The 21333-nt window shown below is 71.7% G+C and carries 22 protein-coding genes and 1 riboswitch; of the genes, 8 read left to right on the top strand and 14 right to left on the bottom strand.

Annotated elements, in window-relative coordinates; translation table 11 throughout:
• Positions 1 to 50 precede the first annotated feature (50 nt).
• From ACIBEA_RS31615 to thrC, 6 genes are all read right to left on the bottom strand, one after another.
• Complete coding sequence (locus ACIBEA_RS31615) at positions 51 to 443, bottom strand: type II toxin-antitoxin system VapC family toxin (protein ID WP_399266615.1); 393 nt, start codon at positions 441 to 443, stop codon at positions 51 to 53.
• A complete protein-coding gene (locus ACIBEA_RS31610) occupies positions 443 to 676 on the bottom strand; it encodes a hypothetical protein (protein WP_399266613.1) in 234 nt (77 codons plus the stop codon). Before ACIBEA_RS31610 ends, ACIBEA_RS31615 begins: the two co-directional genes overlap by 1 nt.
• 160 nt (positions 677 to 836) lie before the next feature.
• A complete protein-coding gene (groL, locus tag ACIBEA_RS31605) occupies positions 837 to 2459 on the bottom strand; it encodes a chaperonin GroEL (protein WP_330331771.1) in 1623 nt (540 codons plus the stop codon).
• A 350-nt stretch (positions 2460 to 2809) separates the two neighbouring features.
• Positions 2810 to 3016 (bottom strand): cold-shock protein, encoded by a 207-nt coding sequence (locus ACIBEA_RS31600; protein WP_003967346.1) that lies wholly within the window; start codon positions 3014 to 3016, stop codon positions 2810 to 2812.
• A 417-nt stretch (positions 3017 to 3433) separates the two neighbouring features.
• A complete protein-coding gene (locus ACIBEA_RS31595) occupies positions 3434 to 3709 on the bottom strand; it encodes a ubiquitin-like small modifier protein 1 (protein WP_399266612.1) in 276 nt (91 codons plus the stop codon).
• Positions 3710 to 3742: 33 nt separating this feature from the next.
• A complete protein-coding gene (gene thrC, locus ACIBEA_RS31590; RefSeq protein ID WP_399266611.1) occupies positions 3743 to 5053 on the bottom strand; it encodes a threonine synthase in 1311 nt (436 codons plus the stop codon).
• A 17-nt stretch (positions 5054 to 5070) separates the two neighbouring features.
• Positions 5071 to 5222, bottom strand: a riboswitch (SAM riboswitch).
• A 226-nt stretch (positions 5223 to 5448) separates the two neighbouring features.
• Here thrC and ACIBEA_RS31585 point away from each other — a divergent pair.
• Both ACIBEA_RS31585 and ACIBEA_RS31580 read left to right on the top strand, forming a co-directional pair.
• The gene (locus ACIBEA_RS31585) at positions 5449 to 6399 is read left to right on the top strand and encodes a glucosyl-3-phosphoglycerate synthase (RefSeq protein WP_399266610.1); all 951 of its coding nucleotides are present in this window, start codon (positions 5449 to 5451) and stop codon (positions 6397 to 6399) included.
• Positions 6400 to 6445: 46 nt separating this feature from the next.
• On the top strand, positions 6446 to 7888 hold the full coding sequence (locus tag ACIBEA_RS31580; protein ID WP_399266609.1) for a trehalose-6-phosphate synthase: 1443 nt from the start codon (positions 6446 to 6448) through the stop codon (positions 7886 to 7888).
• A gap of 469 nt (positions 7889 to 8357) precedes the next feature.
• Here ACIBEA_RS31580 and otsB read toward each other — a convergent pair whose 3' ends face one another.
• Genes otsB through ACIBEA_RS31565 form a run of 3 tightly spaced genes read right to left on the bottom strand, consistent with a single transcriptional unit; the run spans position 8358 to position 10794 of the window.
• Entirely contained in the window at positions 8358 to 9215 is an 858-nt protein-coding gene (gene otsB, locus ACIBEA_RS31575; protein ID WP_399266608.1) for a trehalose-phosphatase, read from the bottom strand.
• 33 nt (positions 9216 to 9248) lie between these two features.
• A complete protein-coding gene (locus ACIBEA_RS31570; RefSeq protein WP_354381239.1) occupies positions 9249 to 9485 on the bottom strand; it encodes a DUF3263 domain-containing protein in 237 nt (78 codons plus the stop codon).
• Positions 9486 to 9537: 52 nt separating this feature from the next.
• On the bottom strand, positions 9538 to 10794 hold the full coding sequence (locus ACIBEA_RS31565) for an extracellular solute-binding protein (protein WP_399266679.1): 1257 nt from the start codon (positions 10792 to 10794) through the stop codon (positions 9538 to 9540).
• A gap of 226 nt (positions 10795 to 11020) precedes the next feature.
• Between ACIBEA_RS31565 and ACIBEA_RS31560 the strand changes: the two genes are divergently transcribed.
• The 3 genes from ACIBEA_RS31560 to ACIBEA_RS31550 all read left to right on the top strand — a co-directional run bounded on the left by ACIBEA_RS31560 (position 11021) and on the right by ACIBEA_RS31550 (position 14199).
• On the top strand, positions 11021 to 11977 hold the full coding sequence (locus ACIBEA_RS31560; RefSeq protein WP_399266678.1) for an ROK family protein: 957 nt from the start codon (positions 11021 to 11023) through the stop codon (positions 11975 to 11977).
• Positions 11977 to 13128 (top strand): N-acetylglucosamine-6-phosphate deacetylase, encoded by a 1152-nt coding sequence (nagA, locus tag ACIBEA_RS31555; protein ID WP_399266607.1) that lies wholly within the window; start codon positions 11977 to 11979, stop codon positions 13126 to 13128. The genes ACIBEA_RS31560 and nagA overlap by 1 nt, the downstream gene beginning before the upstream one ends.
• Positions 13129 to 13266: 138 nt before the next feature.
• Entirely contained in the window at positions 13267 to 14199 is a 933-nt protein-coding gene (locus ACIBEA_RS31550) for a 1-phosphofructokinase family hexose kinase (RefSeq protein ID WP_399266606.1), read from the top strand.
• Between the two features lie 28 nt (positions 14200 to 14227).
• Here ACIBEA_RS31550 and ACIBEA_RS31545 read toward each other — a convergent pair whose 3' ends face one another.
• Positions 14228 to 15241, bottom strand: a complete 1014-nt coding sequence (locus ACIBEA_RS31545; RefSeq protein ID WP_399266605.1) for a CBM35 domain-containing protein — start codon at positions 15239 to 15241, stop codon at positions 14228 to 14230.
• Between the two features lie 79 nt (positions 15242 to 15320).
• Complete coding sequence (gene cdgB, locus ACIBEA_RS31540; protein ID WP_399266604.1) at positions 15321 to 17048, bottom strand: diguanylate cyclase CdgB; 1728 nt, start codon at positions 17046 to 17048, stop codon at positions 15321 to 15323.
• 288 nt (positions 17049 to 17336) lie between these two features.
• Here cdgB and ACIBEA_RS31535 point away from each other — a divergent pair, with 288 nt between their 5' ends.
• Positions 17337 to 17972, top strand: coding sequence for a flavin reductase family protein (locus ACIBEA_RS31535; RefSeq protein ID WP_399266603.1), 636 nt, complete (start codon positions 17337 to 17339; stop codon positions 17970 to 17972).
• A 64-nt stretch (positions 17973 to 18036) separates the two neighbouring features.
• Here ACIBEA_RS31535 and arfB read toward each other — a convergent pair whose 3' ends face one another.
• Positions 18037 to 18462, bottom strand: coding sequence for an alternative ribosome rescue aminoacyl-tRNA hydrolase ArfB (arfB, locus tag ACIBEA_RS31530; RefSeq protein WP_399266602.1), 426 nt, complete (start codon positions 18460 to 18462; stop codon positions 18037 to 18039).
• 204 nt (positions 18463 to 18666) lie between these two features.
• Here arfB and ACIBEA_RS31525 point away from each other — a divergent pair, with 204 nt between their 5' ends.
• A complete protein-coding gene (locus tag ACIBEA_RS31525; RefSeq protein ID WP_399266601.1) occupies positions 18667 to 19242 on the top strand; it encodes a TerD family protein in 576 nt (191 codons plus the stop codon).
• On the opposite strand, the gene ACIBEA_RS31520 is transcribed toward ACIBEA_RS31525, so the two are convergent.
• Positions 19243 to 19386: a hypothetical protein gene (locus ACIBEA_RS31520; RefSeq protein ID WP_399266600.1), complete on the bottom strand. Its 144-nt coding sequence runs from the start codon at positions 19384 to 19386 to the stop codon at positions 19243 to 19245.
• A gap of 3 nt (positions 19387 to 19389) precedes the next feature.
• Here ACIBEA_RS31520 and ACIBEA_RS31515 point away from each other — a divergent pair, with 3 nt between their 5' ends.
• Positions 19390 to 19917 (top strand): GNAT family N-acetyltransferase, encoded by a 528-nt coding sequence (locus tag ACIBEA_RS31515; protein ID WP_399266599.1) that lies wholly within the window; start codon positions 19390 to 19392, stop codon positions 19915 to 19917.
• Here ACIBEA_RS31515 and ACIBEA_RS31510 read toward each other — a convergent pair.
• A complete protein-coding gene (locus ACIBEA_RS31510; protein WP_399266598.1) occupies positions 19901 to 21331 on the bottom strand; it encodes a M1 family metallopeptidase in 1431 nt (476 codons plus the stop codon). The genes ACIBEA_RS31515 and ACIBEA_RS31510 overlap by 17 nt on opposite strands.
• Between the last annotated feature and the right edge of the window lie 2 nt (positions 21332 to 21333).

Raw genomic sequence — 21333 nt, 5'->3', positions numbered from 1 at the left:
GGCGGCACCCCCCGTGGGGAGTGCCGCTCCGCGCACGCGGAGTGGCCCGTCTACGCGGGGGCGTCGACGGTCAGACCCGCCCCTCGTGCGGCGTCGGCCAGGCGCTTGTCATAGGTGACGAACGAGGTCAGCCGCTCACCGATGCCGAGCGCCGTCGCCAGATGGACGGCGTCGAGGCTGCGCACGGTGGCCGGCCGCACGGTCTGGGCCAGGATGCGGATGCCGGGGTCGAGCTCGACCAGGTCGATGAGGTCCAGGACGAGGTGGAGCCGCACGGCCGCTTGGGGAGCGTGCCGGGCCAGCGCCCGGAAGGACTCCACCTCCGCCAGGGCGGAACTGACCCAACCGGTCTCCGCCCGCTCGTCGAGCCAGTCGCGCAATGCCTGCGATTCGGATTCGGCATGGACCAGCTTCACGATGGCCGCGGAGTCGAGATAGATCATCAGCGCTCGTCCTCCCGACTTCGGGAGAGCTCGGCCGCGATGTCGATGCCATCGGGATCACCCAGCGGCATGCGCAGGACGGCGCGCCGCAGCGCCGCGGCGCGCTCCTTGCGGAGGGCCGCCTCCAGCACCGCGGCTCTTATGGCGACCGAGCGTGAGCTGCCGTCCCGGGTGAGGACGTCCAGGGCGTGCTCGGTCTCCGAGTCGGTGCGGATCGTCACGGTGTCAGCCATGGCATCAGCGTAAGACAAAACGTCTTACGAAGCCAGCTCCTGCGCCCCACTCCGCTCGGCCCCCGAAGCCACGGGAACGCCCGAGGGCGGCACCCCCCGTGGGGAGTGCCGCCCTCGTTCGAAGAACAGCCGATCTGCTGCGGGCCGAAGCCCGGGCGGATCAGAAGTCCATGTCACCACCCGGCATGCCGCCGCCCGCGGGGGCACCGGCCTTCTCGGGCTTGTCGGCGATGACGGCCTCGGTCGTCAGGAACAGCGCGGCGATCGACGCGGCGTTCTGCAGCGCGGAGCGCGTGACCTTCGCCGGGTCGATGATGCCCTCGGCGATCATGTCGACGTACTCGCCGGTCGCGGCGTTCAGGCCGTGGCCGATCGGAAGGTTGCGCACCTTCTCGACGACGACGCCACCCTCGAGACCACCGTTGACGGCGATCTGCTTGAGCGGGGCCTCCAGCGCGAGCTTCACGGCGTTGGCGCCGGTCGCCTCGTCGCCCGTGAGCTCGAGCTTCTCGAAGACCGCGGAGGCCTGGAGGAGTGCGACGCCGCCACCGGCGACGATGCCCTCTTCGACGGCCGCCTTGGCGTTGCGGACGGCGTCCTCGATGCGGTGCTTGCGCTCCTTGAGCTCAACCTCCGTCGCGGCGCCGGCCTTGATGACGGCCACGCCGCCGGCCAGCTTCGCGAGGCGCTCCTGGAGCTTCTCGCGGTCGTAGTCCGAGTCGGAGTTCTCGATCTCGGCGCGGATCTGGTTGACGCGACCCTGGACCTGGTCGCTGTCGCCGGAGCCGTCGACGATCGTGGTCTCGTCCTTGGTGATGACGACCTTGCGAGCGCGGCCGAGCAGGTCGAGACCGGCGTTCTCGAGCTTGAGGCCGACCTCCTCGGAGATGACCGTGCCGCCCGTGAGGATGGCGATGTCACCGAGCATGGCCTTGCGGCGGTCGCCGAAGCCCGGGGCCTTGACGGCGACGGACTTGAAGGTGCCGCGGATCTTGTTGACGACCAGGGTCGACAGGGCCTCGCCCTCGACGTCCTCGGCGATGATCAGCAGCGGCTTGCCGGACTGCATGACCTTCTCGAGGAGCGGCAGCAGGTCCTTGACCGAGCCGATCTTCGAGTTGACGATCAGGATGTACGGGTCGTCGAGGGACGACTCCATGCGCTCCATGTCGGTGGCGAAGTACGCCGAGATGTAGCCCTTGTCGAAGCGCATGCCCTCGGTGAGCTCGAGCTCCAGGCCGAAGGTCTGCGACTCCTCGACCGTGATGACGCCTTCCTTGCCGACCTTGTCCATGGCCTCGGCGATGAGCTCGCCGATCTGGGTGTCAGCGGCGGAGATGGAGGCCGTAGAAGCGATCTGCTCCTTGGTCTCGACGTCCTTGGCCTGGGCCAGCAGGGCGGCGGAGACGGCCTCGACGGCCTTCTCGATTCCACGCTTGAGGGCCATCGGGTTGGCGCCGGCGGCTACGTTGCGCAGGCCCTCGCGGACGAGCGCCTGGGCCAGCACGGTGGCCGTGGTCGTACCGTCGCCGGCGACGTCGTCCGTCTTCTTGGCGACTTCCTTGACCAGCTCGGCGCCGATCTTCTCGTACGGGTCCTCGAGCTCGATCTCCTTGGCGATGGAGACACCATCGTTGGTGATCGTGGGGGCGCCCCACTTCTTCTCAAGGACGACGTTGCGACCCTTGGGGCCAAGGGTGACCTTGACGGCGTCGGCGAGCTGGTTCATGCCTCGCTCGAGACCGCGCCGGGCCTCCTCGTTGAACGCAATGATCTTGGCCATCTGAAGTGGTCCTCCCGGACAGCGGTGGATTGCTCCCGGACCGCGCCCGCGCCCGCGACGGACGGCCTGTGGGTCCGACGGTTCCTTCCCGCCGACCCGCTGGGCCTCACCGACCCGGTCCTCGTTTTGGTAGCACTCTCACCTGGAGAGTGCTAACGCCAATGATTAGCACTCGGCACCCCCGAGTGCAAGCGGCTTCGGGGAACACCCGGTGAACGGCGGGGCCCTGCACGCGTTCCCGCACGCACTGCGGCGGGCGCCGCCGCCCGCCGGGAACGCACGCGGGGCCCGCATCCGTGTCTCAGGATGCGGGCCCCGCGCGTTCGTATGTCGGTGGTCGATCGCTCCGGCTAGCCGACTGCGAGCTTGACCATGTCCGCCTGCGGACCCTTCTGGCCCTGCGAGATCTCGAACTCGACCCGCTGACCTTCTTCAAGGGTGCGGTACCCGTCCATCTGGATGGCGCTGTAGTGGACGAACACATCCGCACCACCGTCGACCGCGATGAAGCCGTAGCCCTTCTCCGCGTTGAACCACTTGACGGTGCCCTGAGCCATGCCTAACTCCCCTATTACTGGCCCTTGCGCAGGACCGCACTTCGCGGACCCGGGTCAGAACTTGCGCCGGAACGCCTCGACCGGGGCTGAATGTATCTGCACCGCTGCTGTCTGCAACAGGTCATTCCCACGAGAATTCTGGACACGCCATTACATTGAAATAGGGTGAAAATTAGGAATCTTCCGGGGCAACTCGGGCCGGACAAACCACGCCAACGACCCATAGCGCGCACGCATGTTGACTCAATGTCAACCCTTCCGCGACCCGTTCATATGCGGCGGGCAAGAACAGCGGTGGGGACTTCCCCAACTCTACCGCGCCCAACCAAGCAGAATTGCCCCCTCCGTTTCCTACCGGAGGGGGCAATTCAGGTTTTGGTCTACGAGGCCGGGTGGTCCGGACCGCGCCGGGGTGGGTCAGCCGCCCGCGACGGCGGGGATGATCGAGACGCCCACGCCGTCGGGCGTCGGCGTCTGCAGCCCGCTCTCGAAGCGCACGTCGTCGTCGTTGACGTAGACGTTCACGAAGCGGCGCAGCTTGCCCTGGTCGTCGAGGACGCGGGCGGAGATGCCCGGGTGGCTCTGCTCCAGGGAGTCGATGACCTCGCTGAGGGTCGCGCCCTCGGCGGCGACCTCGGCCTGGCCGCCCGTGTAGGTGCGCAGGATGGTGGGGATGCGGACGTTGACGCTCATGGCGCTACTGCCTTTCCGGGGTTCGAGGGGTGATCAGACCAGGCCGGCGGCGCGGAACGCGTCCAGGCTCGGGCGGATGGTGGCGGTCTGGCCGCTGTCGGCGGCCACCGCCTCCAGGGTCTTCAGGCCGTCACCGGTGTTCAGGATCACGGTCGTCAGCGCCGGGTCCAGATGCCCGTTCTCGATGAGCTTCTTCGTCACGCCGACGGTCACGCCGCCCGCGGTCTCGGCGAAGATGCCCTCGGTCTGCGCCAGGATCTTGATGGCCTCGACGACCTGGGTGTCGTCGACGTCCTCGACGTAACCGCCGGTGCGGCGGGCGATGTCCAGGACGTACGGGCCGTCGGCCGGGTTGCCGATCGCGAGCGACTTGGCGATGGTGTCCGGCTTCTGCGGGCGGACCACGTCGTGACCGGCCTTGAAGGCGGTCGAGACGGGTGAGCAGCCCTCGGCCTGGGCGCCGAAGATCTTGTAGGGCTTGTCCTCGACCAGGCCGAGCTTGATCAGCTCCTGCAGACCCTTGTCGATCTTCGTCAGCTGCGAGCCGGACGCGATCGGGATGACGATCTGGTCGGGCAGCTGCCAGCCGAGCTGCTCGCAGATCTCGTACGCCAGCGTCTTGGAGCCCTCGCCGTAGTACGGGCGCAGGTTGACGTTGACGAAGCCCCAGCCCTCGCCGAGCGGGTCGCCGATCAGTTCCGAGCAGAAGCGGTTGACGTCGTCGTAGTTGCCCTCGATGCCGACCAGGTCACCGCCGTACACGCCGGCCATGACGACCTTGCCCTGCTCCAGGTCGTGCGGGATGAAGACGCAGGAGCGCAGTCCGGCGCGGGCGGCGGCGGCGCCGACGGCCCCGGCCAGGTTGCCCGTGGAGGAGCAGGAGAGCGTGGTGAATCCGAAGGCGCGGGCGGCCTCGACGGCGATCGCGACGACCCGGTCCTTGAAGGAGTGCGTCGGGTTGCCGGAGTCGTCCTTGACGTAGAGCTTGCCGGTGACGCCCAGCTCCTTGGCCAGGTTCTCGGCGTCCACGAGCTTGGTGAAGCCCGGGTTCAGGTTCGGCTTCGAGGCCACGTCGGCGGGGACGGGCAGCAGCGGGGCGTAGCGCCAGATGTTGTTCGGTCCGGCTTCGATCGCGGCGCGCAGCGCCTCGGGGTCACCGGTCGGAAGCTCGTAGGCGACTTCGAGCGGGCCGAAACACTCGGCACAGGCGAAAATGGGACCGAGTTCGAACCGGGTGGCGCATTCGCGGCAGGAAAGCCCGATGGCGGGTCCGAGATCAACGGTGGTCGCGGCAGAGGTGGCGACAGGGGTGACAACAGAGGTGACGGCAGTCTGTGCAGACATGACGGCGAGGCCCTTTCTCCTCATCTTCCCCGTGGCGCACTTCGCCACGAGACGGATTTGGCACCTTCCCTAGTCGGGGACCTCGCTGACTTTGCAAAAGATCGCGAGACCGACTGGAGGGTTGCCGGGGCTTCAACGGGCCGTATCCCTCTGCCCCTCTGGATGAGCGGTATGGCGCGAACGCGCCTTGGCGGCGCACCCGTGCGTTTGTACGGAAGGACCCCCGACATGCGATGGTCCTCCGCGTTGTTCAAGACTGTAACCGAAGGCATGGATGGTTGAGACAGCCGTCCGAACCGCGAGATGGACCACATTTCGGCCATATCGATGGCCGACCATGACTCGACCACGACCCGAGCACGACTCGATCACGACTCAATCAGGGAGTACTGAAGGTGCTGGAAGAGGTGGAGCGCTGGCTGGGGGACCGCTCCTGGTCCGCCACCGACCGACCGCTGGAGCAGCTCCTTTCGGCCAAGCGGGCATCGGGGATCACAGTCAGCGTCGTGTTGCCCGCGCTCAACGAGGAGGCGACGGTCGGCGCGATCGTCGAGGTCATCCGCCGCGACCTGATGGACGCCCTCCCCGTCCCCCTCGTCGACGAGCTCGTCGTCATCGACTCCGGCTCCGACGACCGCACCTCGGCGGTCGCCGCGAAGGCCGGCGCCCGCGTGGTGCACCGCGACGACATCCTGCCGCGGGTCCCGGCGGTGCCCGGCAAGGGCGAGGTGCTGTGGCGCTCGCTGCTGGTGACCAGCGGGGACGTCGTCTGCTTCGTCGACGCCGACCTGCGCGACTTCTCCTCCGCCTTCGTCTCCGGGATCGTCGGCCCGCTGCTGACCGAACCGGACGTGCAGTTCGTCAAGGCGATGTACGACCGCCCGCTCGGCGACGCGCCCGGCCAGGGCGGCCGGGTCACCGAGCTGGTGGCCCGCCCGCTGCTGAACCTGCACTGGCCGCAGCTGGCCGGATTCGTCCAGCCGCTGGGCGGCGAGTACGCGGTGCGCCGCTCGCTGCTGGAGCGGCTGCCCTTCCCCGTCGGCTACGGCGTGGAGCTCGGCCTGCTGGTGGACGCGCTGCACACGGCCGGTCTGGACGCGCTCGCGCAGGTCGACGTCGGCGTCCGGCTGCACCGCCACCAGGACGGGCGGGCGCTGGGCCGAATGGCCGCCGCGATCTACCGGACCGCGCAGCTGCGGCTCTCGCGCGGGCACCTCGTACGGCCCGAGCTGACCCAGTTCGAGCGCGGCCCGGACGGCTTCGAGCCGCACACCTACCCGGTGGACACGGTGGAGCGGCCGCCGATGCGGGGCGTCGAGGAGTACGCCCACCGGCGCGTGGCATGACGGCACTCACAGTTTGAGCGCGGGCCCGCCGGGCTAGGTTGCCCGCATGGCCTCTCAGGTACTCGTCGCCGCCAATCGCGGTCCGCTCTCGTACGCCCTCGACGCCGACGGGGGCCTCAGCGCCCGGCGCGGCGGGGGCGGTCTCGTCTCCGGCCTCTCCGCCGCCCTCGCCCGCCAACCGGACGCGCTGTGGATCTGCGCGGCACTCTCGGACGCGGACCGCGAGGCCGTGCGCCGCGGGGTCGCCGAGCCGGGCGTGCGGATGCTGGACATCGACCCCGAGGTCTACGACGACGCCTACAACGCCATCGCCAATTCGGTGCTCTGGTTCACCCACCACCACCTGTACGACGTCCCGCGCGAGCCGGTCTTCGACGCGGCGTTCCACCGGGCCTGGGAGTCGTACGTCGCCTACAACCGGACCTTCGCCGAGGCGCTGGCCGAGGAGGCGGAGCAGGGCGCGCGGGTCCTCGTCCAGGACTACCACCTGGCCCTGGTGCCCGGGATGCTGCGGGTGCTGCGGCCGGACCTGCTGATCGCGCACTTCACGCACACGCCCTGGGCGTCCTACGACTACCTGCGGATCCTGCCCTCCTACGTCCGCGAGGAGCTGGCCTGGGGGATGCTCGGGGCGGACATGGTGGGCTTCCACACCGGGGCGTGGGCGCGGGCGTTCCTGGACGCGATGGACCTGGACGACGCGTACGGGACGGCGTCGCCGGGCGGCCCGGACGGCACGGAGATCAGGCACCAGCGGTACACGGTCTGGTCGAGCCGGACCACCTCGGTGCGGGTCTTCCCGCTGGGCGTGGACGGCGACGAGCTGCGGGCGCTGGCCCACCGGCCCGAGGTGAACGACAAGCTGGCCGCGCTGCGGACGGAGGTCGCCGGGCGCAAGGCGATCGTCCGGGTGGACCGCACGGAGCTGTCCAAGAACATCCTGCGCGGGCTGCTGGCCTACCGGGAGCTGCTGGTCACCCGGCCCGAGTGGCGCGGCCGCGTGGTGCACCTGGCGTCGGCCTACCCCTCGCGGCAGGACCTGGCCGTCTACCGCGCGTACACGGAGTCGGTGCGGGAGCTGGCCGCGGAGATCAACGCGGAGTTCGGCGCGCCGGACTGGCAGCCGGTGCTGGTCTCGGTCGAGGACGACTTCGCGCGCTCCCTGGCGGCGTACCGGCTGGCGGACGTGGCCCTGGTGAACCCCGTGCGGGACGGGATGAACCTGGTGGCCAAGGAGATCCCGGTGGTGTCGGAGGCGGGGTGCGTGCTGGTGCTGTCGACGGGGGCGGGGGCGTACGCGGAGCTCCGCGAGGACGCGCTGACGGTGAACCCGTACGACGTCACGGAGACGGCGCTCGCGCTGCACGCGGCGCTGTCCATGCCGGAGGGGGAGCGGGCGGAGCGCACGAAGCGCCTGGCCGCGACCGCGACCGCCCTCCCCCCGGCGGCCTGGTTCGAAGCCCAACTGTCGACCCTGACCCCGAAGTAGCCCGCGCCCCACCCCTCGCCTCCGGCGGACCCTCAAACGCCGGGCGGCTGAAATGATGCCCACCCCCGGGCACATCAAGCCCCGCCGGCGTTTGAGGCGCCCCCGGAGGGCCACCCCGCCGCAGGCGCCCGCGCGACCGTGCCGGCCAAAACTGCCTCCGGCGGACCCTCAAACGCCGGGCGGCTGAAATGGGCCGACCCCGGCCACACGGCACCGCCCGGGGGTACCTCCCACCGGTAGCTGGGGGAGATCGAGGCGCCACCAACCCAGCCCCGCCGGCGTTCGCAGCGCCCCCGAACCCAGCCCCGCCGGCGTTCGCAGCGCCCCCGGAGGGCCACCCCGCCGCAGGCGCCCGCGCGACCGTGCCGGCCGACCTCGCCTCCGGCGGGCCCTCAAACGCCGGGCGGCTGAAATGGGCCGACCCCGGCCGAATCCAGCCCCGCCGGCGTTTGAGGCGACCCCGACGGGGTCAGAGGGCCGCGGCCAGGGCGGCCAGGAAGGCGGCCACCTGGGGCGGGCCCGCGAGGGTCAGGTCGGCCCGGGCGGCCAGCTCGGGGACCTCGGCCGAGCCACTGCACACCAGCAGCCCCGGCACCCCCTCCGCCCGCACCTTCTCCACCGCGGAGAACGCGGCCAGGTCCCCCAGATCGTCCCCGGCGTACAGCACCGCCCCGGCCCCCACCTCCGCCAGGTACTCCGTCAGCGCGACCCCCTTGTCCATCCCCGGCGGCCTCAGCTCCAGCACGGCCCGCCCCGGCTCCACCACCAGCCCGTGCCGCGCCGCCAGCTCCCCCAGCGGCTCCCGCAGCGCGTCGAAGGCCGCCGCCGGATCCTCGGCCCGTCGGGTGTGGACGGCCAGGGCGCGCCCCTTCTCCTCGATCCAGGTGCCGCGCCACGCCCCGATGGAGTCCAGGAAGCCCGGCAGCTCGGCCCGTACGGCCGCCACCCCGGGGTGTTCGGCGGGGGTGTGGACGATCCCGGTGACCGCGTCCCAGCGCTCGGCTCCGTAGTGCCCGAGCACGACGAGGTGTTCCAGCCCCGGCACCCCCGCGAAGCCCCCGTAGCGGACGGCGACTCCGGCGGGCCGCCCGGTGATCACGGCCACCGAGGCCACCCGCGGCGCGAGCGCGGCCAGCGCGGGCACGGCGTCGGCGTGGGCGCGCGCCTGGTCGGGATCGGGCACGATCTCGGCGAGGGTGCCGTCGAAGTCGAGGGCGATCACCGAGCGGCGCGGGCCGCGCAGCAGGGCGTCGAGCCCATCGCGTCCGGCGGCGGTGACGGGCATCGGCAGGCTGTTCATAGGCAGGCTGTGCGGATGGCTCCCCATGCCTACGACCCTAACGGTCGCCCCGGAGGAGGGCTATCGCCGGGCGCGCTGGGCTTCGCGCAGCCTGCGCAGCCGGTTGACGGTGCCGGGCGCGTGGGCGAGCGCGCGCGGGTCGTCCATCAGCGCGTTGAGCAGCTGGTAGTAGCGGACGGGGTGCATGCCGAGCCGCTCCCGTATGGCCCGCTCCTTGGCGCCGGGACCGGGCCAGGTGCGCCCCTCGTAGGCGAGCACGGCGGCTTCCGTCTCCGTCAACCGCCCGCCCTCCGTCATACCGCCAGGTTAACGCCGCCCACCGACAGCCCGCCCGCCACCGGCTGCCGGCTCAGTGCGCGTCCGCCGCCCGCGCCGTGCGCGCCATCTCCTCCAGCGTCTTGGCGGGCTGCCCGCCCGGCTGGACGGTCTTGCCGATGTTCTGCTTGATGTTCTCGCTCACGCCCGCCCAGGACTTCTTGCCGACCGGGTAGAGCCGCGAGGAGGGCAGCGCCTGGAGGAAGGTCTTGAGCTGGGTCGAGCCCGCTCCGGTGGCCGCTTCCATCGACCGGTAGCCGCTGGTGGTCACCGGCAGCAGGTCGTAGCGGCTGGTGAAGGCGGTCTGGTTGTCGGCCGAGTAGAGGAAGTCGAGGAAGGCGCCCGACTCCTTGCGGTGGCCGTTCTTGAAGGCCATGACCCAGTCGGCGACGCCCATGGCGGGCTTCTCCGAGCCGTCGGAGGTCGGCAGCGCGACCATGCCGAACTTCAGGCCCTTCGCCGCGGCCTGCTTGATCAGCGTCGGGTGGCCGTTGAGCATGCCGACCTCGCCGCGCGTGAAGCCGTCGAAGGCGGCCTGCCGGTCCAGCTTCGCCGGTTCGACGGGGCCGGTGAGGCCGCCGCCGACCAGGGTGTCGCGCAGGTACTCGAAGGTCTTGACGTTGTCCGGGGCGTCGAGGGAGTAGGACTCCTCGTTGTCGGTGTAGCCGCCGCCGCCCGCGAGCAGCCAGTTCATGGTCTCGGCCTGCGCCTCTTCGCGGCCGAGCGGCAGCGCGAAGGGGGTGGGGACCTTGGCCGCCTTCAGCTTCTTGGCCGCGGCTTCCAGATCGGCCCAGGTCTTGGGCTGCCAGCCCTTGCCGGTGCCGACGGCGCCCGCCGGGATGACGCCCGCGTCGGCGAAGAGCTTCTCGTTGTAGAAGAGCAGCCGGGTGCTGGCCACGAAGGGCATGCCGTACTGGACGCGCTTGACCTTGCCCGCGTCGGCGAGCGGCGCGAGGAAGTCGGCCTCGGTCTGTACGGAGAGCAGCTCGTCGGTCTTGTAGAGCTTGTCGGCGGCGGCGTAGTCCGCGTAGGCGCCGATCTGCGCGATGTCGGGGGCCTTGCCGGCCTTGACCATGTCGGCGACCTTCGCGTCGACCTCGGTCCAGGAGTAGACGTCGACCTGGACCTTGATGCCGGGCCGGTCCTTCTCGAAGCGGTGGGCGAGGTCCTTCCAGTACGTGGCGGAGGAGTTCGCGGGATTGTCCCCGTAGTCGGCCGCCACGACGTGCAGGGTCACCTCGTTGTTCCCGCCGAGGACCTCGGTTCCACAACCGGTCAGGGTCACGCTCATGCACAGTGCGGCGCCGGAGGCCACCAGGCTCAGATAACGGGCTCTCACAGCTCTCGGTCCACCCCATTGTCGTCCGTCAGATCCACGTAAGGTCTACACCACTTTCGCGGAGTGTCCACAACCGGACGGCACCCGGGGTCCCCCATTTGTATGGCTACTCAACAATCCCTCTCAGTGGACTAGACCTTTCCCTGCCGAGCACGCGAGACTGTCACCTGTGAAACCCGTGAAACACGTCATCGCCCTCGATGTGGGCGGCACCGGGATGAAGGCCGCCCTCGTGGCCCGGGGGCCCCACCCAGCGGTAGCTGGGGGAGGCTCCCTGCTCTACGAGGCGCGCCGCGCGACCGGCCGCGACCGGGGCCCCGAAGCCGTCGTCGAGTCGATCCTGGAGTTCGCCGAGGAGCTGCGCGACCTGGGGGTGGAGCGGTACGGAGAGACCGCGTCCGCCGCCGGCGTCGCCGTCCCCGGGATCGTCGACGCCGAGAACGGGGTCGCCGTCTACGCGGCGAACCTGGGCTGGCGCGACGTACCGATGCGCGCCCTGCTCAGCAGACGCCTCGGCGGCATCCCCGTGGCCCTGGGCCACGACGTGCGCACCGGCGGCCTCGCCGAGGGCCGCATCGGCGCGGGCCGCGGCGCCGACCGCTTCCTCTTCGTCCCGCTCGGCACCGGCATCGCGGGCGCCATCGGCATCGCGGGCCGGATCGAGGCGGGCGCGCACGGCTACGCCGGCGAGATCGGCCACATCGTGGTCCGCCCCGGCGGACCCGCCTGCGGCTGCGGCCAGCGCGGCTGCCTGGAGACCCTCGCCTCCGCCTCCGCCGTCACCCGCGCCTGGGCCGCCGCCTCCGGCGACCCCGAAGCGGACGCCGCGGACTGCGCGAAGGCCGTCGCCTCCGGCGACCCGCGCGCCCAGGAGGTCTGGCTCGCCGCCGTCGGCGCCCTCGCCGACGGCCTGGTCACCGCCCTCACCCTGCTGGACCCCCGCACGCTGATCATCGGTGGCGGGCTGGCCGAGGCCGGGGAAACCTTGTTCACACCGCTTCGGGCGGCCGTCGAGGAACGCGTGACGTTCCAGCGGCTGCCCGAGATCGTTCCGGCAGCCCTCGGGGACACCGCCGGATGCCTGGGCGCGGGTCTGCTCGCCTGGGACCTACTCGCCACGGAGGTACCAGCCTGATGGCCGGAAGCGCACACAGCACCGTTCTCTCCGGCGCCAAGGTGGTGCTGCCCACCGGGACCGTCACGGGCGGCCGCGTCATCGTCGAGGGCGAACGCATCGCGGGCAGCGCCCACGAGGGCGCCGCCGCCGTCGACCTCGCCGGCCACTGGATCGTCCCCGGCTTCGTGGACATGCACAACCACGGCGGCGGCGGCTCCTCCTTCACCTCCGGCACGCCCGAGGAGATCCTCCACGGCGTGCGCACGCACCGCGAGCACGGCACCACCACGCTGGTCGCCTCGACCGTCACCGGCGACCTCGACGAGCTGGCCCGGCGGGCCGCGCTGCTCGCCGAGCTGACCCAGCAGGGCGAGATCGCGGGCATCCACTTCGAGGGCCCCTTCATCAACCCCTGCCGCAAGGGCGCGCACAAGGAGGACCTGCTGCGCGACCCGGACCCGGCCGAGGTCCGCAAGCTGATGGACGCCGCGCACGGGGCGGCCCGGATGTTCACCCTGGCGACCGAGCTGCCGGGCGGGCTGGACTCCGTACGCCTGCTGGCCGAGCACGGGGTGATCGCGGCGATCGGGCACACCGATTCCACCTACGACCAGACCCGCGAGGCCATCGACGCCGGCGCCACGGTCGCCACCCACCTCTACAACGCGATGCCCGGCCTGGAGCACCGCGCGCCCGGCCCCATCGCGGCGCTGCTGGAGGACGAGCGGATCACCGTCGAGCTGATCAACGACGGCACCCACCTGCACCCGGCGATGCTGGAGCTGGCCTTCCACCACGCGGGCGCGCACCGCGTGGCGCTGATCACCGACGCGATGGACGCGGCGGGCTTCGGCGACGGCACCTACCACCTCGGTCAGCTGGAGGTCGAGGTCAAGGACGGCGTGGCCCGGCTCGTGGAGGGCGGCTCCATCGCGGGCTCGACACTGACCCTGGACACCGCCTTCAAGCGGTCGGTGACCGTGGACCGGCTGCCCGTCGAATCCGTGGTCCAGGCGATCTCGGCCAACCCGGCCCGCCTGCTCGGCATGTACGACCGGGTCGGCTCGCTGGAGCCCGGCAAGTACGCCGACCTCGTCGTCCTCGACGCGGACTTCGACGTCAAGGGCGTCATGCGGCACGGCGAATGGATCATCGACCCGCGCGCGTGAGCACGCGGCGCACCGGCACGGGCGGCGGCTGACGGCCCGCCAACCGGCTGCAACGGCACGGCGGTCGGCCCGGGGGACTGGGCCGACCGCCTTCTGTTTGGCATGATCCCGGCAGACCGAGACCCGGGGGTCCGCCACATGATCGTCACCGTCACGCTCAACACCGCGCTCGACGTCACCTACCGGGTGCCGCGGATGCTGCCGCACGCCTCGCACCGGGTGTCCGACGTCATCGAACGCCCCGGCGGCAAGGGCCTCAACGTGGCCCGGGTGCTGGCCGCGCTCGGCCACGCCGTCACCGCCACCGGTTTCGCGGGCGGGCCGGCCGGCGAGGCGGTCCGCGCGGGCCTGGCCGCCCACGCGCCCGGGGTCCTCGACGCGCTGCTGCCCTGCGCGGGGCCCACCCGCCGCACGCTGGCCGTGGCCGACGCGGCGAGCGGCGACACCACCCAGTTCAACGAACCCGGCCCGCTGATCACGGCGCCGGAATGGGCCGCCTTCCTGGAGCGCTACGACGCCCTCGTGGGGTCCGGCGCGCAGGCCGTGGCCCTGTGCGGCAGCCTCCCGCCCGGCGTCCCCGTCGGCGCCTACGCGCTCCTCGTCCGCAGGGCCCGCGCGGCCGGCGTCCCGGTGCTCCTCGACACCGGCGGCGAGGCCCTGCGCCGCGGGATCGCCGCCCGGCCCGACATGATCAAGCCGAACTCCACCGAACTCGCCGAGCTGACCGGCTCCCGCGACCCGCTCCCCGCCACCCGCGACGCCCGCCGCCGCGGCGCCCACGCGGTGATCACCTCGCTGGGCCCGGCCGGCCTGCTCGCCGCCACGCCCCAGGGCAGCTGGCGCGCCGCCCCGCCCCGCGCGCTGTCCGGCAACCCCACCGGAGCCGGGGACTCCGCCGTCGCGGGCCTCCTGTCGGCCCTGGCCGAGGGCCTGGACTGGCCCGCCCGCCTCGCCCGCGCGGTCGCCCTCTCGGCGGCCACCGTGCACTCCCCGGTGGCGGGAGAGTTCGACCCCCGCACCTACGAGGAGGTACGGGGGTCGGTCAGCGTCACGCCGACGCCCGATCAGTGACCGGGCGGGACCGGGGCCAGAACAGGCCTCAGCCGTTCTCCAGCCACAGCTGGTCGATGACGACGTCGCACTGGTTACCCGTCTCGCACGAGATCTTGACGGTGTTCGCGCCCGCCTTGAGCTCGACCAGCGAGTAGGTGTTGGTCCAGCCCTTGTCCCACTCGCCGGGCTTCGCATTCGCCCAGTTCTTCATGTTGATCGGGCGGCTCTGCGCCTCGCCGTTGACCGTCAGCGTGGTGCTGCCGTCCTTGCCGGGCACCCCGTACGTCATCTTCAGCTTGTACGAACCGGCCTTGGGCACGTCCAGCGACCAGGTCAGCGACGCACCGGTCTTGTTGAACCCGCCCGCGTACTGCCCGGTGCTCGACTTGGCGCCCGGGATGGCGTTCTGCACGATCGCACCCCCCGCGAGGGCGAAACCGGAGCCCGTCGCGTCCGCCTTCGGCAGGTTGGCGGACGCCGGAGGGGACGCCGGACCGCTCGGCGCCGGCTCGGACGGCTGCTGGGACTGCGGCTGGGTCGGGCCGACGGGCTTGCCGTCGGCCTTCTCCTTGTCCTTGTCGCCGTCGCCGCCGAACATCACGGCCGCGCCGATGCCGATCGCCACGGCGGCGACCACCGCGACGGCGGCGATCAGCATGCCGCGGCGGCTGGAGCCGCCGCCCTGCGCCGGACCCGGCTGGCCGCCGTGGTACTGCGGGGGCTGCTGCTGCGGCGGTACGCCGTAGCCGCCCGCCTGGAGCGTCTCCGGGGCCTGGTACTGCGCCTGGTAGGGGGGCTGGGCGGGCGGACCCTGCTGGTAGGGAACCTGGCCGCGCTGGCCGCCGTACGGCCTGTCGCCGACCGTGCGCACCTGGTTGTAGGAGGTCCTGGGGACACCCGGCTGCGCGCCACCGGCGGGGCCGGGGTAGCCGTATCCACCACCCTGTCCGGGCGGTGTGGCTCCGGCTGCCTGCCCGTCCTCGTAGAGGTAGCCGAACGGATCGTCGTCCTCGGGCTTGTTCGCCCCGCCGTGCGAGCCGTTGTTCGCGGGCGTCGTCATCGCAGGTCACTCCTTTCGACCCACGGGAGCCTACCTCGAACAGGCGCGCTCCAGTTGTGGCGGCGCCCGGCGGACGGCCTCAGCCGGCCCTGCGGTGGGCCTTGGAGCGGGACCGCTTCTCGATGTACATCCGCTGGTCGGCGGAGCGCAGCACCTCGTCCGCGGACATCCCGCAGCTGGCCCAGCCGATCCCGAAACTCGCCCCCACACGGACCGCACGGCCGTCCACCCGGATCGGCGGGATGATCGCGTTGCGCAGCCGGACGGCGAGATCCGCGGCGTCCGCGGCGCCGAGCCCGTCGGCCAGCACCACGAACTCGTCGCCACCCAGTCGGGCGACGGTGTCACCGTCCCTGACCCCGGTCGTCAGTCGCCGGGCCACCTCGATCAGCACCGCGTCGCCGGTGTGGTGCCCGAACCGGTCGTTGATCGACTTGAAGCCGTCGAGGTCGCAGAAGAGGACGGCGAGCCCCTTGGTGCCGTCGTCGACCTCCGTCTCGGGCGCCACCGTGTGCACGTGGTGGTCGTACGGTCCCGGTCCCCCCGCGCCGCCCGGTCCCCCCGCGCCACCGGGGCCGACGGCCTGCCCGGGCACGCCGGGGAACTCGAAGGCGTCGGGCCCGGCGTCGGGGGGAAAGCCGTGCTCACCGCCCCCACCCGCCCCGACCTGCCCGTCGCGCCCCTCGAAGGCGGCGTCCAGGGCCTCCACCGCCGTCGCCCGCACGGACTGGGGCCGACGACACAGCCGGGCGCCGAGCCGGGCCCGTAGCTCCGCGCTGTTGGGCAGCCCGGTCAGCGCGTCGTGGCTGGCCCGGTGCGCGAGCTGGAGCTCGTGCCGCTTGCGCTCCTCGATGTCCTCGACGTGGGTCAGCAGGAAGCGCGGCCCGTCGGCCGCGTCCGCCACGACGGAGTTGCGCAGCGACACCCATACGTACGTCCCGTCGCGCCGCCCCAGCCGCAGCTCGGCCCGGCCGCCCTCGGCGGAGGTCCGCAACAGGGTGCCGATGTCCTCGGGGTGGACGAGGTCGGAGAAGGAGTAACGGCGCAGGACGGACGCGGGCCGGCCGAGCAGCCGGCACAGCGCGTCATTGGTGCGCAACAGCCGCCCGTGCTGGTCACCGCCCATCTCGGCGATGGCCATGCCGCTGGGCGCGTACTCGAAGGCCTGGCGGAACGACTCTTCGCTGGCCCGCAGCGCCTGCTGCTCGCGTTCGAGCCGGACCAGGGCCCGCTGCATGTTCGCGCGCAGTCGCGCATTGCTGATCGCAATCGCCGCTTGGAAGGCGTACATCTGGAGGGCTTCGCGCCCCCAGGCGCCGGGACGGCGTCCGTTGCGCGGCCTGTCCACCGAAATGACGCCCAGCAGTTCCCCGGCGGACGCGTACATGGGGGCGTAGAGCCGGTCCTCGGGGTGCCACTCGTCCTCGAACCGCGGATCGGGGCCCTCGGTGTGCCACTGGGGGACGTCGTCCTCGATCAGGACCCAGCCCTCGGTGTGCGGGATGAAGCGCAGCCCGTCCCAGTTCTCGCCCATCGTCAGACGGCGGTCCCAGGAGCCGCGGGAGCCCACGCGGCCGGTGATGAGGGCCTCCGCGGCGGGGTCGCCCGCGAAGGCGGCGACGACGAGATCACCGTCAGGGCGTACGAGGTTGACACAGGCGAGTTCGTAACCGAGCCCCACGACGATGCCGTCCACGACCGTCTGCAGGGTGTCCGCGAGACTCCGGGCCGTATTCAGCTCGGCGACCACCCTGTGCAGCTGCCGCAGGGTCGCAAGACGGACGTAGGGCTCCGACTCGGTCTCCATCGTTCGCTCTCCCCGAGACCTCGACAGCAACTCCAGGTTTGTCATCGGCGTTTCGTTGCGGTGTCCCGCCCACTGAATCACAGTGAGCTGTGCCGCAGGTACACAGGGTCAACAAATCTTGCCCTCTGTGACTCAAGTCACATGAGATGGATAATGGGGCCCTTGCCACCTGGGAGCGCTCCCCTACATTCCCGCGAGCAAACGATACGCCGGGCACCGGGAAGACAGTGGGAAGTGGAGCCGGACGGCCTAGGTCGCGGGTCGCGGAACACCTGGGACCACGGCCCGATGTGGCGGGCGGGACGCGGGACTAGCGTTCCCGGTGTGCTGAAGACGAGACCCGCGATACCCCTGATCCCCGCCGTGCTCCCGGCGCCCCCGGCCACCCCTCATGCTGAGGGAGTGAGCAACGACGAGTTCCGGGAAGCCATGTCCCGGCTGGCAGCGGGCGTGGTGCTGGTCACCGCACGCGAGGAACCCCTGTCCGCGGACGGCCCCGACGGCGAGGACGTCGGCATGACGGCGACCGCCTTCATGTCGGTCTCGCTGGACCCGCCGCTGGTCCTGGTGAGCCTGCGCGAGGGCTCCCGGATGGACGACCTGCTGGCCGAGCAGCCGCTGTGGGGGGTCTCGGTACTCGCCGAGGGCCAGCGCCAGGTGGCGGGCCGGTTCGCGATGAAGGGCCGGATCAGCGACCGGCTGCTCTTCGAGGACCTGCCCCACACCAGGGGCCCGGCCAGCGGCGCACTGCTGATGGGCGGCGCACTGGCCACCCTGGAGTGCCGGACCGAGAGCCGCGTCGAGGCGGGCGACCACACCCTGGTCATCGGGCGGGTGCTGAGCGCCGCCCTGCCGTCCCTGCCCCCGTCCGAAGGCGGCCCCCTCACCTACTACCGGGGGCGCTACCGCCAGCTGGGCGCGTAGCCGCACGGTCGGGGCGTACGGTCCGGGCGGTTGCGGTTGCGGTAGGTGCCTACGGTCCGCTCGCTCACCAGTCCCGGCCGGTGCGGCCGCGCTTGGTCTCGGCCCGCGCCTTCTTCTCCCGCAGCCGGCGCTCGTTGATCCCGCGCGGGATCTTCGTCGCCCGCCGCGGCTTCGGCGGCGGCGCCGTCGCCTCCGCCAACAGCGCGGCCAGCCTGACCAGCGCCATCTCCCGGTTGCGCAGCTGCGAGCGGTGCTCGGAGGCCCGTACGGTCACCACCCCGTCCACCAGCCGGGAAGCGAGCCGCTCCAGCGCCCGCGCCTGCCACACCTCGGGCAGCGCCTTGGTGGCGCCGATGTCGAAGAGCAGCTCCACCCGGGAGTCGGAGGTGTTGACGTGCTGCCCCCCGGGCCCCGAGGAGCGCGAGAAGCGCCAAGCGAGCTCGGCCTCGGGCAGCACGACCGAACCGCGGATGACATAGGGACCAGGCATGCACCTATGATCCGACGCCGCCCGCCCCCGCGTCACCCGCATTTCGCACGGGATGTGGCCCGCGCCCCCCGCTTTTGTGCCCGGGGCTGGAACCTCTGCACCCCCTCCCCGCGTTATGTCAGTCAGCGGTAACGTCACCAAGGCGTCAGAGGACGTCGCACGGCGTCGCAGGGCGCCGGCAGCACAGAGGAAAGGGACATCCCCATGGCTGTAAGCCTGTCCAAGGGCGGCAACGTCTCGCTCAGCAAGGAGGCTCCCGGCCTCGCCGCCGTCACGATCGGCCTCGGCTGGGACGTCCGTACCACGACCGGTGTCGACTTCGACCTGGACGCGTCGGCGATCGCGGTGAACCCGACGGGCAAGGTCGTCTCCGACGGCCACTTCGTCTTCTTCAACAACAAGTCCACCCCGGACCAGACCATCGTGCACACCGGTGACAACCGCACCGGCGAGGGCTCCGGCGACGACGAGTCCATCAACGTCAACCTGGCGGGCCTGCCGGCCGACGTGGACAAGATCGTCTTCCCCGTCTCCATCTACGACGCCGAGGCCCGCAGCCAGAACTTCGGCCAGGTCCGCAACGCGTACATCCGCGTCGTGAACCAGGCCGGCGGCTCCGAGATCGCCCGCTACGACCTCTCCGAGGACGCCGCGACCGAGACCGCCATGGTCTTCGGCGAGCTCTACCGCAACGGTGCGGAGTGGAAGTTCCGCGCGGTCGGCCAGGGCTACGCCTCGGGCCTGACCGGTATCGCCCAGGACTTCGGCGTCAACATCTAGTCACTGCCGCCGGACCACGACGCGGGTCCGACGCAGCTCGTCGCTCGGGACCCGTCCGTCCCGACGTCCCGCCGAGGCCCCCGTGCCCGTCCGCACGGGGGCCTCGGCGTACCCGCACACGGGTGCCCCGGTTGCTACGGTCATCGGGTGATCATCGAACCCCTCGTCCCCGTCGACGGCGCCCTGCCCGGCCCGGTCCTCACCGAGATCGCCGCCCTCTACGCGACGAACCGCGCCTTCTTCGAACTCAGCGGAGACTTCCCCGACCCGGCGCGGATCACCGTCGAACAGGTCGCGGCCGCGCTCGCCGACGAGCTCGCCCACGACGGCGCCCAGGTGCTGCTGGCCCGCTCGGCGGGCCGCCTCGTCGGCCTGGCCGCCACCCTCGACCACCACCCCGACCCGGCCTCCGGCGACCCGGACCCCTGGATCGGCCTGCTGCTGATCGACGCGACCGCCCACCGCGCGGGGTACGGACGTACGCTCACCGCCCACATCGAGGACCGCTTCCGCGCCGCGGGGCGCGACGGCCTGCGCCTCGCGGTACTCGACGACAACGCGGCCGGCCTCGCCTTCTGGACCACCCAGGGCTATACCGAACTGCGCCGGGCCCCGGACCTCGAACGCGGCCGCCCCTGCACGGTCATGCGCAAGCCGCTCACCGACCGTCGCTGACCTTCGGCTTGTCCTTCCCGTACAACCACACGTCCCAGATCTCGCCCAGGTCGTGCCCGGTCGACTTCTCGGCGTAGGCCGTGAAATCGCGCGTACCGGCGTTCCCGTGCCGGTGCTCGGCCGCCCAGCCGCGCACCAGCGCGAAGAAGGCCGGGTCCCCGACCTCCTGGCGGATCCGGTGCAAGGCCATCGCACCCCGGTAGTACACGGGGTCGTCGGAGATGTGCTCGGGCCCAGGCGGCTCGGCCGGCGGGAACTCCCCCCACGGCCGGTCGGCGTCGGGATCGACGTGGGTGTCGCCCTCCAGGAAGGCGGTGAAGCGATCCTGCGCGCTCGGCCCGCCGTGGTCCTCCGACCACAGCCACTCGGCGTAGGTCGCGAAGCCCTCGTTGAGCCACATGTCCTTCCACGCCTTGGGCGACACGGAGTTGCCGAACCACTGGTGCGCCAGCTCGTGCAGGACGAGCAGCTCGCTCGGCGCACCGGAGAACACCGGCCGGGTCTGCGTCTCCAGCGCGTAGCCGAGGGTGCCGCGCCGCTCGACGATCGCCCCGGTCGTGCTGAAGGGGTACGGCCCGAACCTCCCGCTCCCCCACTCCACCATCTCGGGCAGCCGGGCGAGCGGGCCCGCGCCGGCCGCCTCCTCCTCCGGCGCGACGGCGTCGTACACGGGGATCCCCGACGGCGTCTTCCCCGTCGTGATCCTGTACTTGCCGATCGCGGCCACCGCCAGGTAGCTCGCCATCGGCTCGGCGCCGTGCCACGCGAAGACCGTCCGCCCGGCGCCGTCGTCCGTCCGGGAGCGCAGCTCCCCGTTGGACACCGCCTCGTACCCCTGCGGGACGGTGAGCGTGATGTCGTACGTCGCCTTGTCGCTCGGGTGGTGATTGCCCGGGAACCAGGCCATCGAGCCGACCGGCTCGCCCACCCCCACCGCGCCGTCGTCCGTGGGGATCCAGCCCTCCTTGGAGTCGTCCACGTCGCGGATGACCTTGGGGGTACCGGAGTAGCTCACCTGTGTGCGGAAGACCTCGCCCTTCTCCAGCTCCTCGGCGGGGCGCACCGTCAGCTCGTTGCCCGTCCGGTTGAAGCGGGCGCCGGCGCCCTCGACGGTGACGCCCTTCACGTCGAGCCCGGCGAGGTCGAGGTTGAAGGAGCTGAGTCCCTGCGTGGCGCGGGCCGTGATGACGGCGGTCCCCGTCAGGTGCCGCTGACGGGGCTCGTAGCCGATGTCGAGCGTGTAGTGCTGTACGTCGTAACCGCCGTTGCCCGCCTTCGGGAAGAGCGGGTCGCGCAGCCCGGACGCCCCCGGCTTCCCCTGCACCGGACCGCCCGTACACCCGGTGAGCAGCACGAGGAGCAGGGCGAGGCCGGTCGCGACGGCGGGGACGGGGAGCAGGGCGCGGTGATCCACGC

The organism is Streptomyces sp. NPDC051555 (assembly GCF_044454405.1).
Taxonomy (GTDB): Bacteria; Actinomycetota; Actinomycetes; order Streptomycetales; family Streptomycetaceae; genus Streptomyces.
Note: the sequence above shows the minus strand (reverse complement) of the source record. Positions and strands in the feature narration are given on the sequence as shown.

Bases quoted from the DNA above. Each gene is read 5' to 3' on its own strand.
- ACIBEA_RS31600 (WP_003967346.1), bottom strand. From the start codon at position 3,016: ATGGCTCAGGGCACCGTCAAGTGGTTCAACGCGGAGAAGGGCTACGGC.
- ACIBEA_RS31580 (WP_399266609.1), top strand. From the start codon at position 6,446: ATGGCCTCTCAGGTACTCGTCGCCGCCAATCGCGGTCCGCTCTCGTAC.
- ACIBEA_RS31520 (WP_399266600.1), bottom strand. From the start codon at position 19,386: ATGACCGTAGCAACCGGGGCACCCGTGTGCGGGTACGCCGAGGCCCCC.
- groL (WP_330331771.1), bottom strand. From the start codon at position 2,459: ATGGCCAAGATCATTGCGTTCAACGAGGAGGCCCGGCGCGGTCTCGAG.
- ACIBEA_RS31565 (WP_399266679.1), bottom strand. From the start codon at position 10,794: ATGAGCGTGACCCTGACCGGTTGTGGAACCGAGGTCCTCGGCGGGAAC.
- arfB (WP_399266602.1), bottom strand. From the start codon at position 18,462: ATGCCTGGTCCCTATGTCATCCGCGGTTCGGTCGTGCTGCCCGAGGCC.
- thrC (WP_399266611.1), bottom strand. From the start codon at position 5,053: ATGTCTGCACAGACTGCCGTCACCTCTGTTGTCACCCCTGTCGCCACC.
- nagA (WP_399266607.1), top strand. From the start codon at position 11,977: ATGGCCGGAAGCGCACACAGCACCGTTCTCTCCGGCGCCAAGGTGGTG.
- ACIBEA_RS31525 (WP_399266601.1), top strand. From the start codon at position 18,667: ATGGCTGTAAGCCTGTCCAAGGGCGGCAACGTCTCGCTCAGCAAGGAG.
- ACIBEA_RS31595 (WP_399266612.1), bottom strand. From the start codon at position 3,709: ATGAGCGTCAACGTCCGCATCCCCACCATCCTGCGCACCTACACGGGC.
- ACIBEA_RS31570 (WP_354381239.1), bottom strand. From the start codon at position 9,485: ATGACGGAGGGCGGGCGGTTGACGGAGACGGAAGCCGCCGTGCTCGCC.
- ACIBEA_RS31615 (WP_399266615.1), bottom strand. From the start codon at position 443: ATGATCTATCTCGACTCCGCGGCCATCGTGAAGCTGGTCCATGCCGAA.
- ACIBEA_RS31535 (WP_399266603.1), top strand. From the start codon at position 17,337: ATGTGGCGGGCGGGACGCGGGACTAGCGTTCCCGGTGTGCTGAAGACG.
- otsB (WP_399266608.1), bottom strand. From the start codon at position 9,215: ATGGGGAGCCATCCGCACAGCCTGCCTATGAACAGCCTGCCGATGCCC.
- ACIBEA_RS31610 (WP_399266613.1), bottom strand. From the start codon at position 676: ATGGCTGACACCGTGACGATCCGCACCGACTCGGAGACCGAGCACGCC.
- ACIBEA_RS31550 (WP_399266606.1), top strand. From the start codon at position 13,267: ATGATCGTCACCGTCACGCTCAACACCGCGCTCGACGTCACCTACCGG.
- cdgB (WP_399266604.1), bottom strand. From the start codon at position 17,048: ATGGAGACCGAGTCGGAGCCCTACGTCCGTCTTGCGACCCTGCGGCAG.
- ACIBEA_RS31545 (WP_399266605.1), bottom strand. From the start codon at position 15,241: ATGACGACGCCCGCGAACAACGGCTCGCACGGCGGGGCGAACAAGCCC.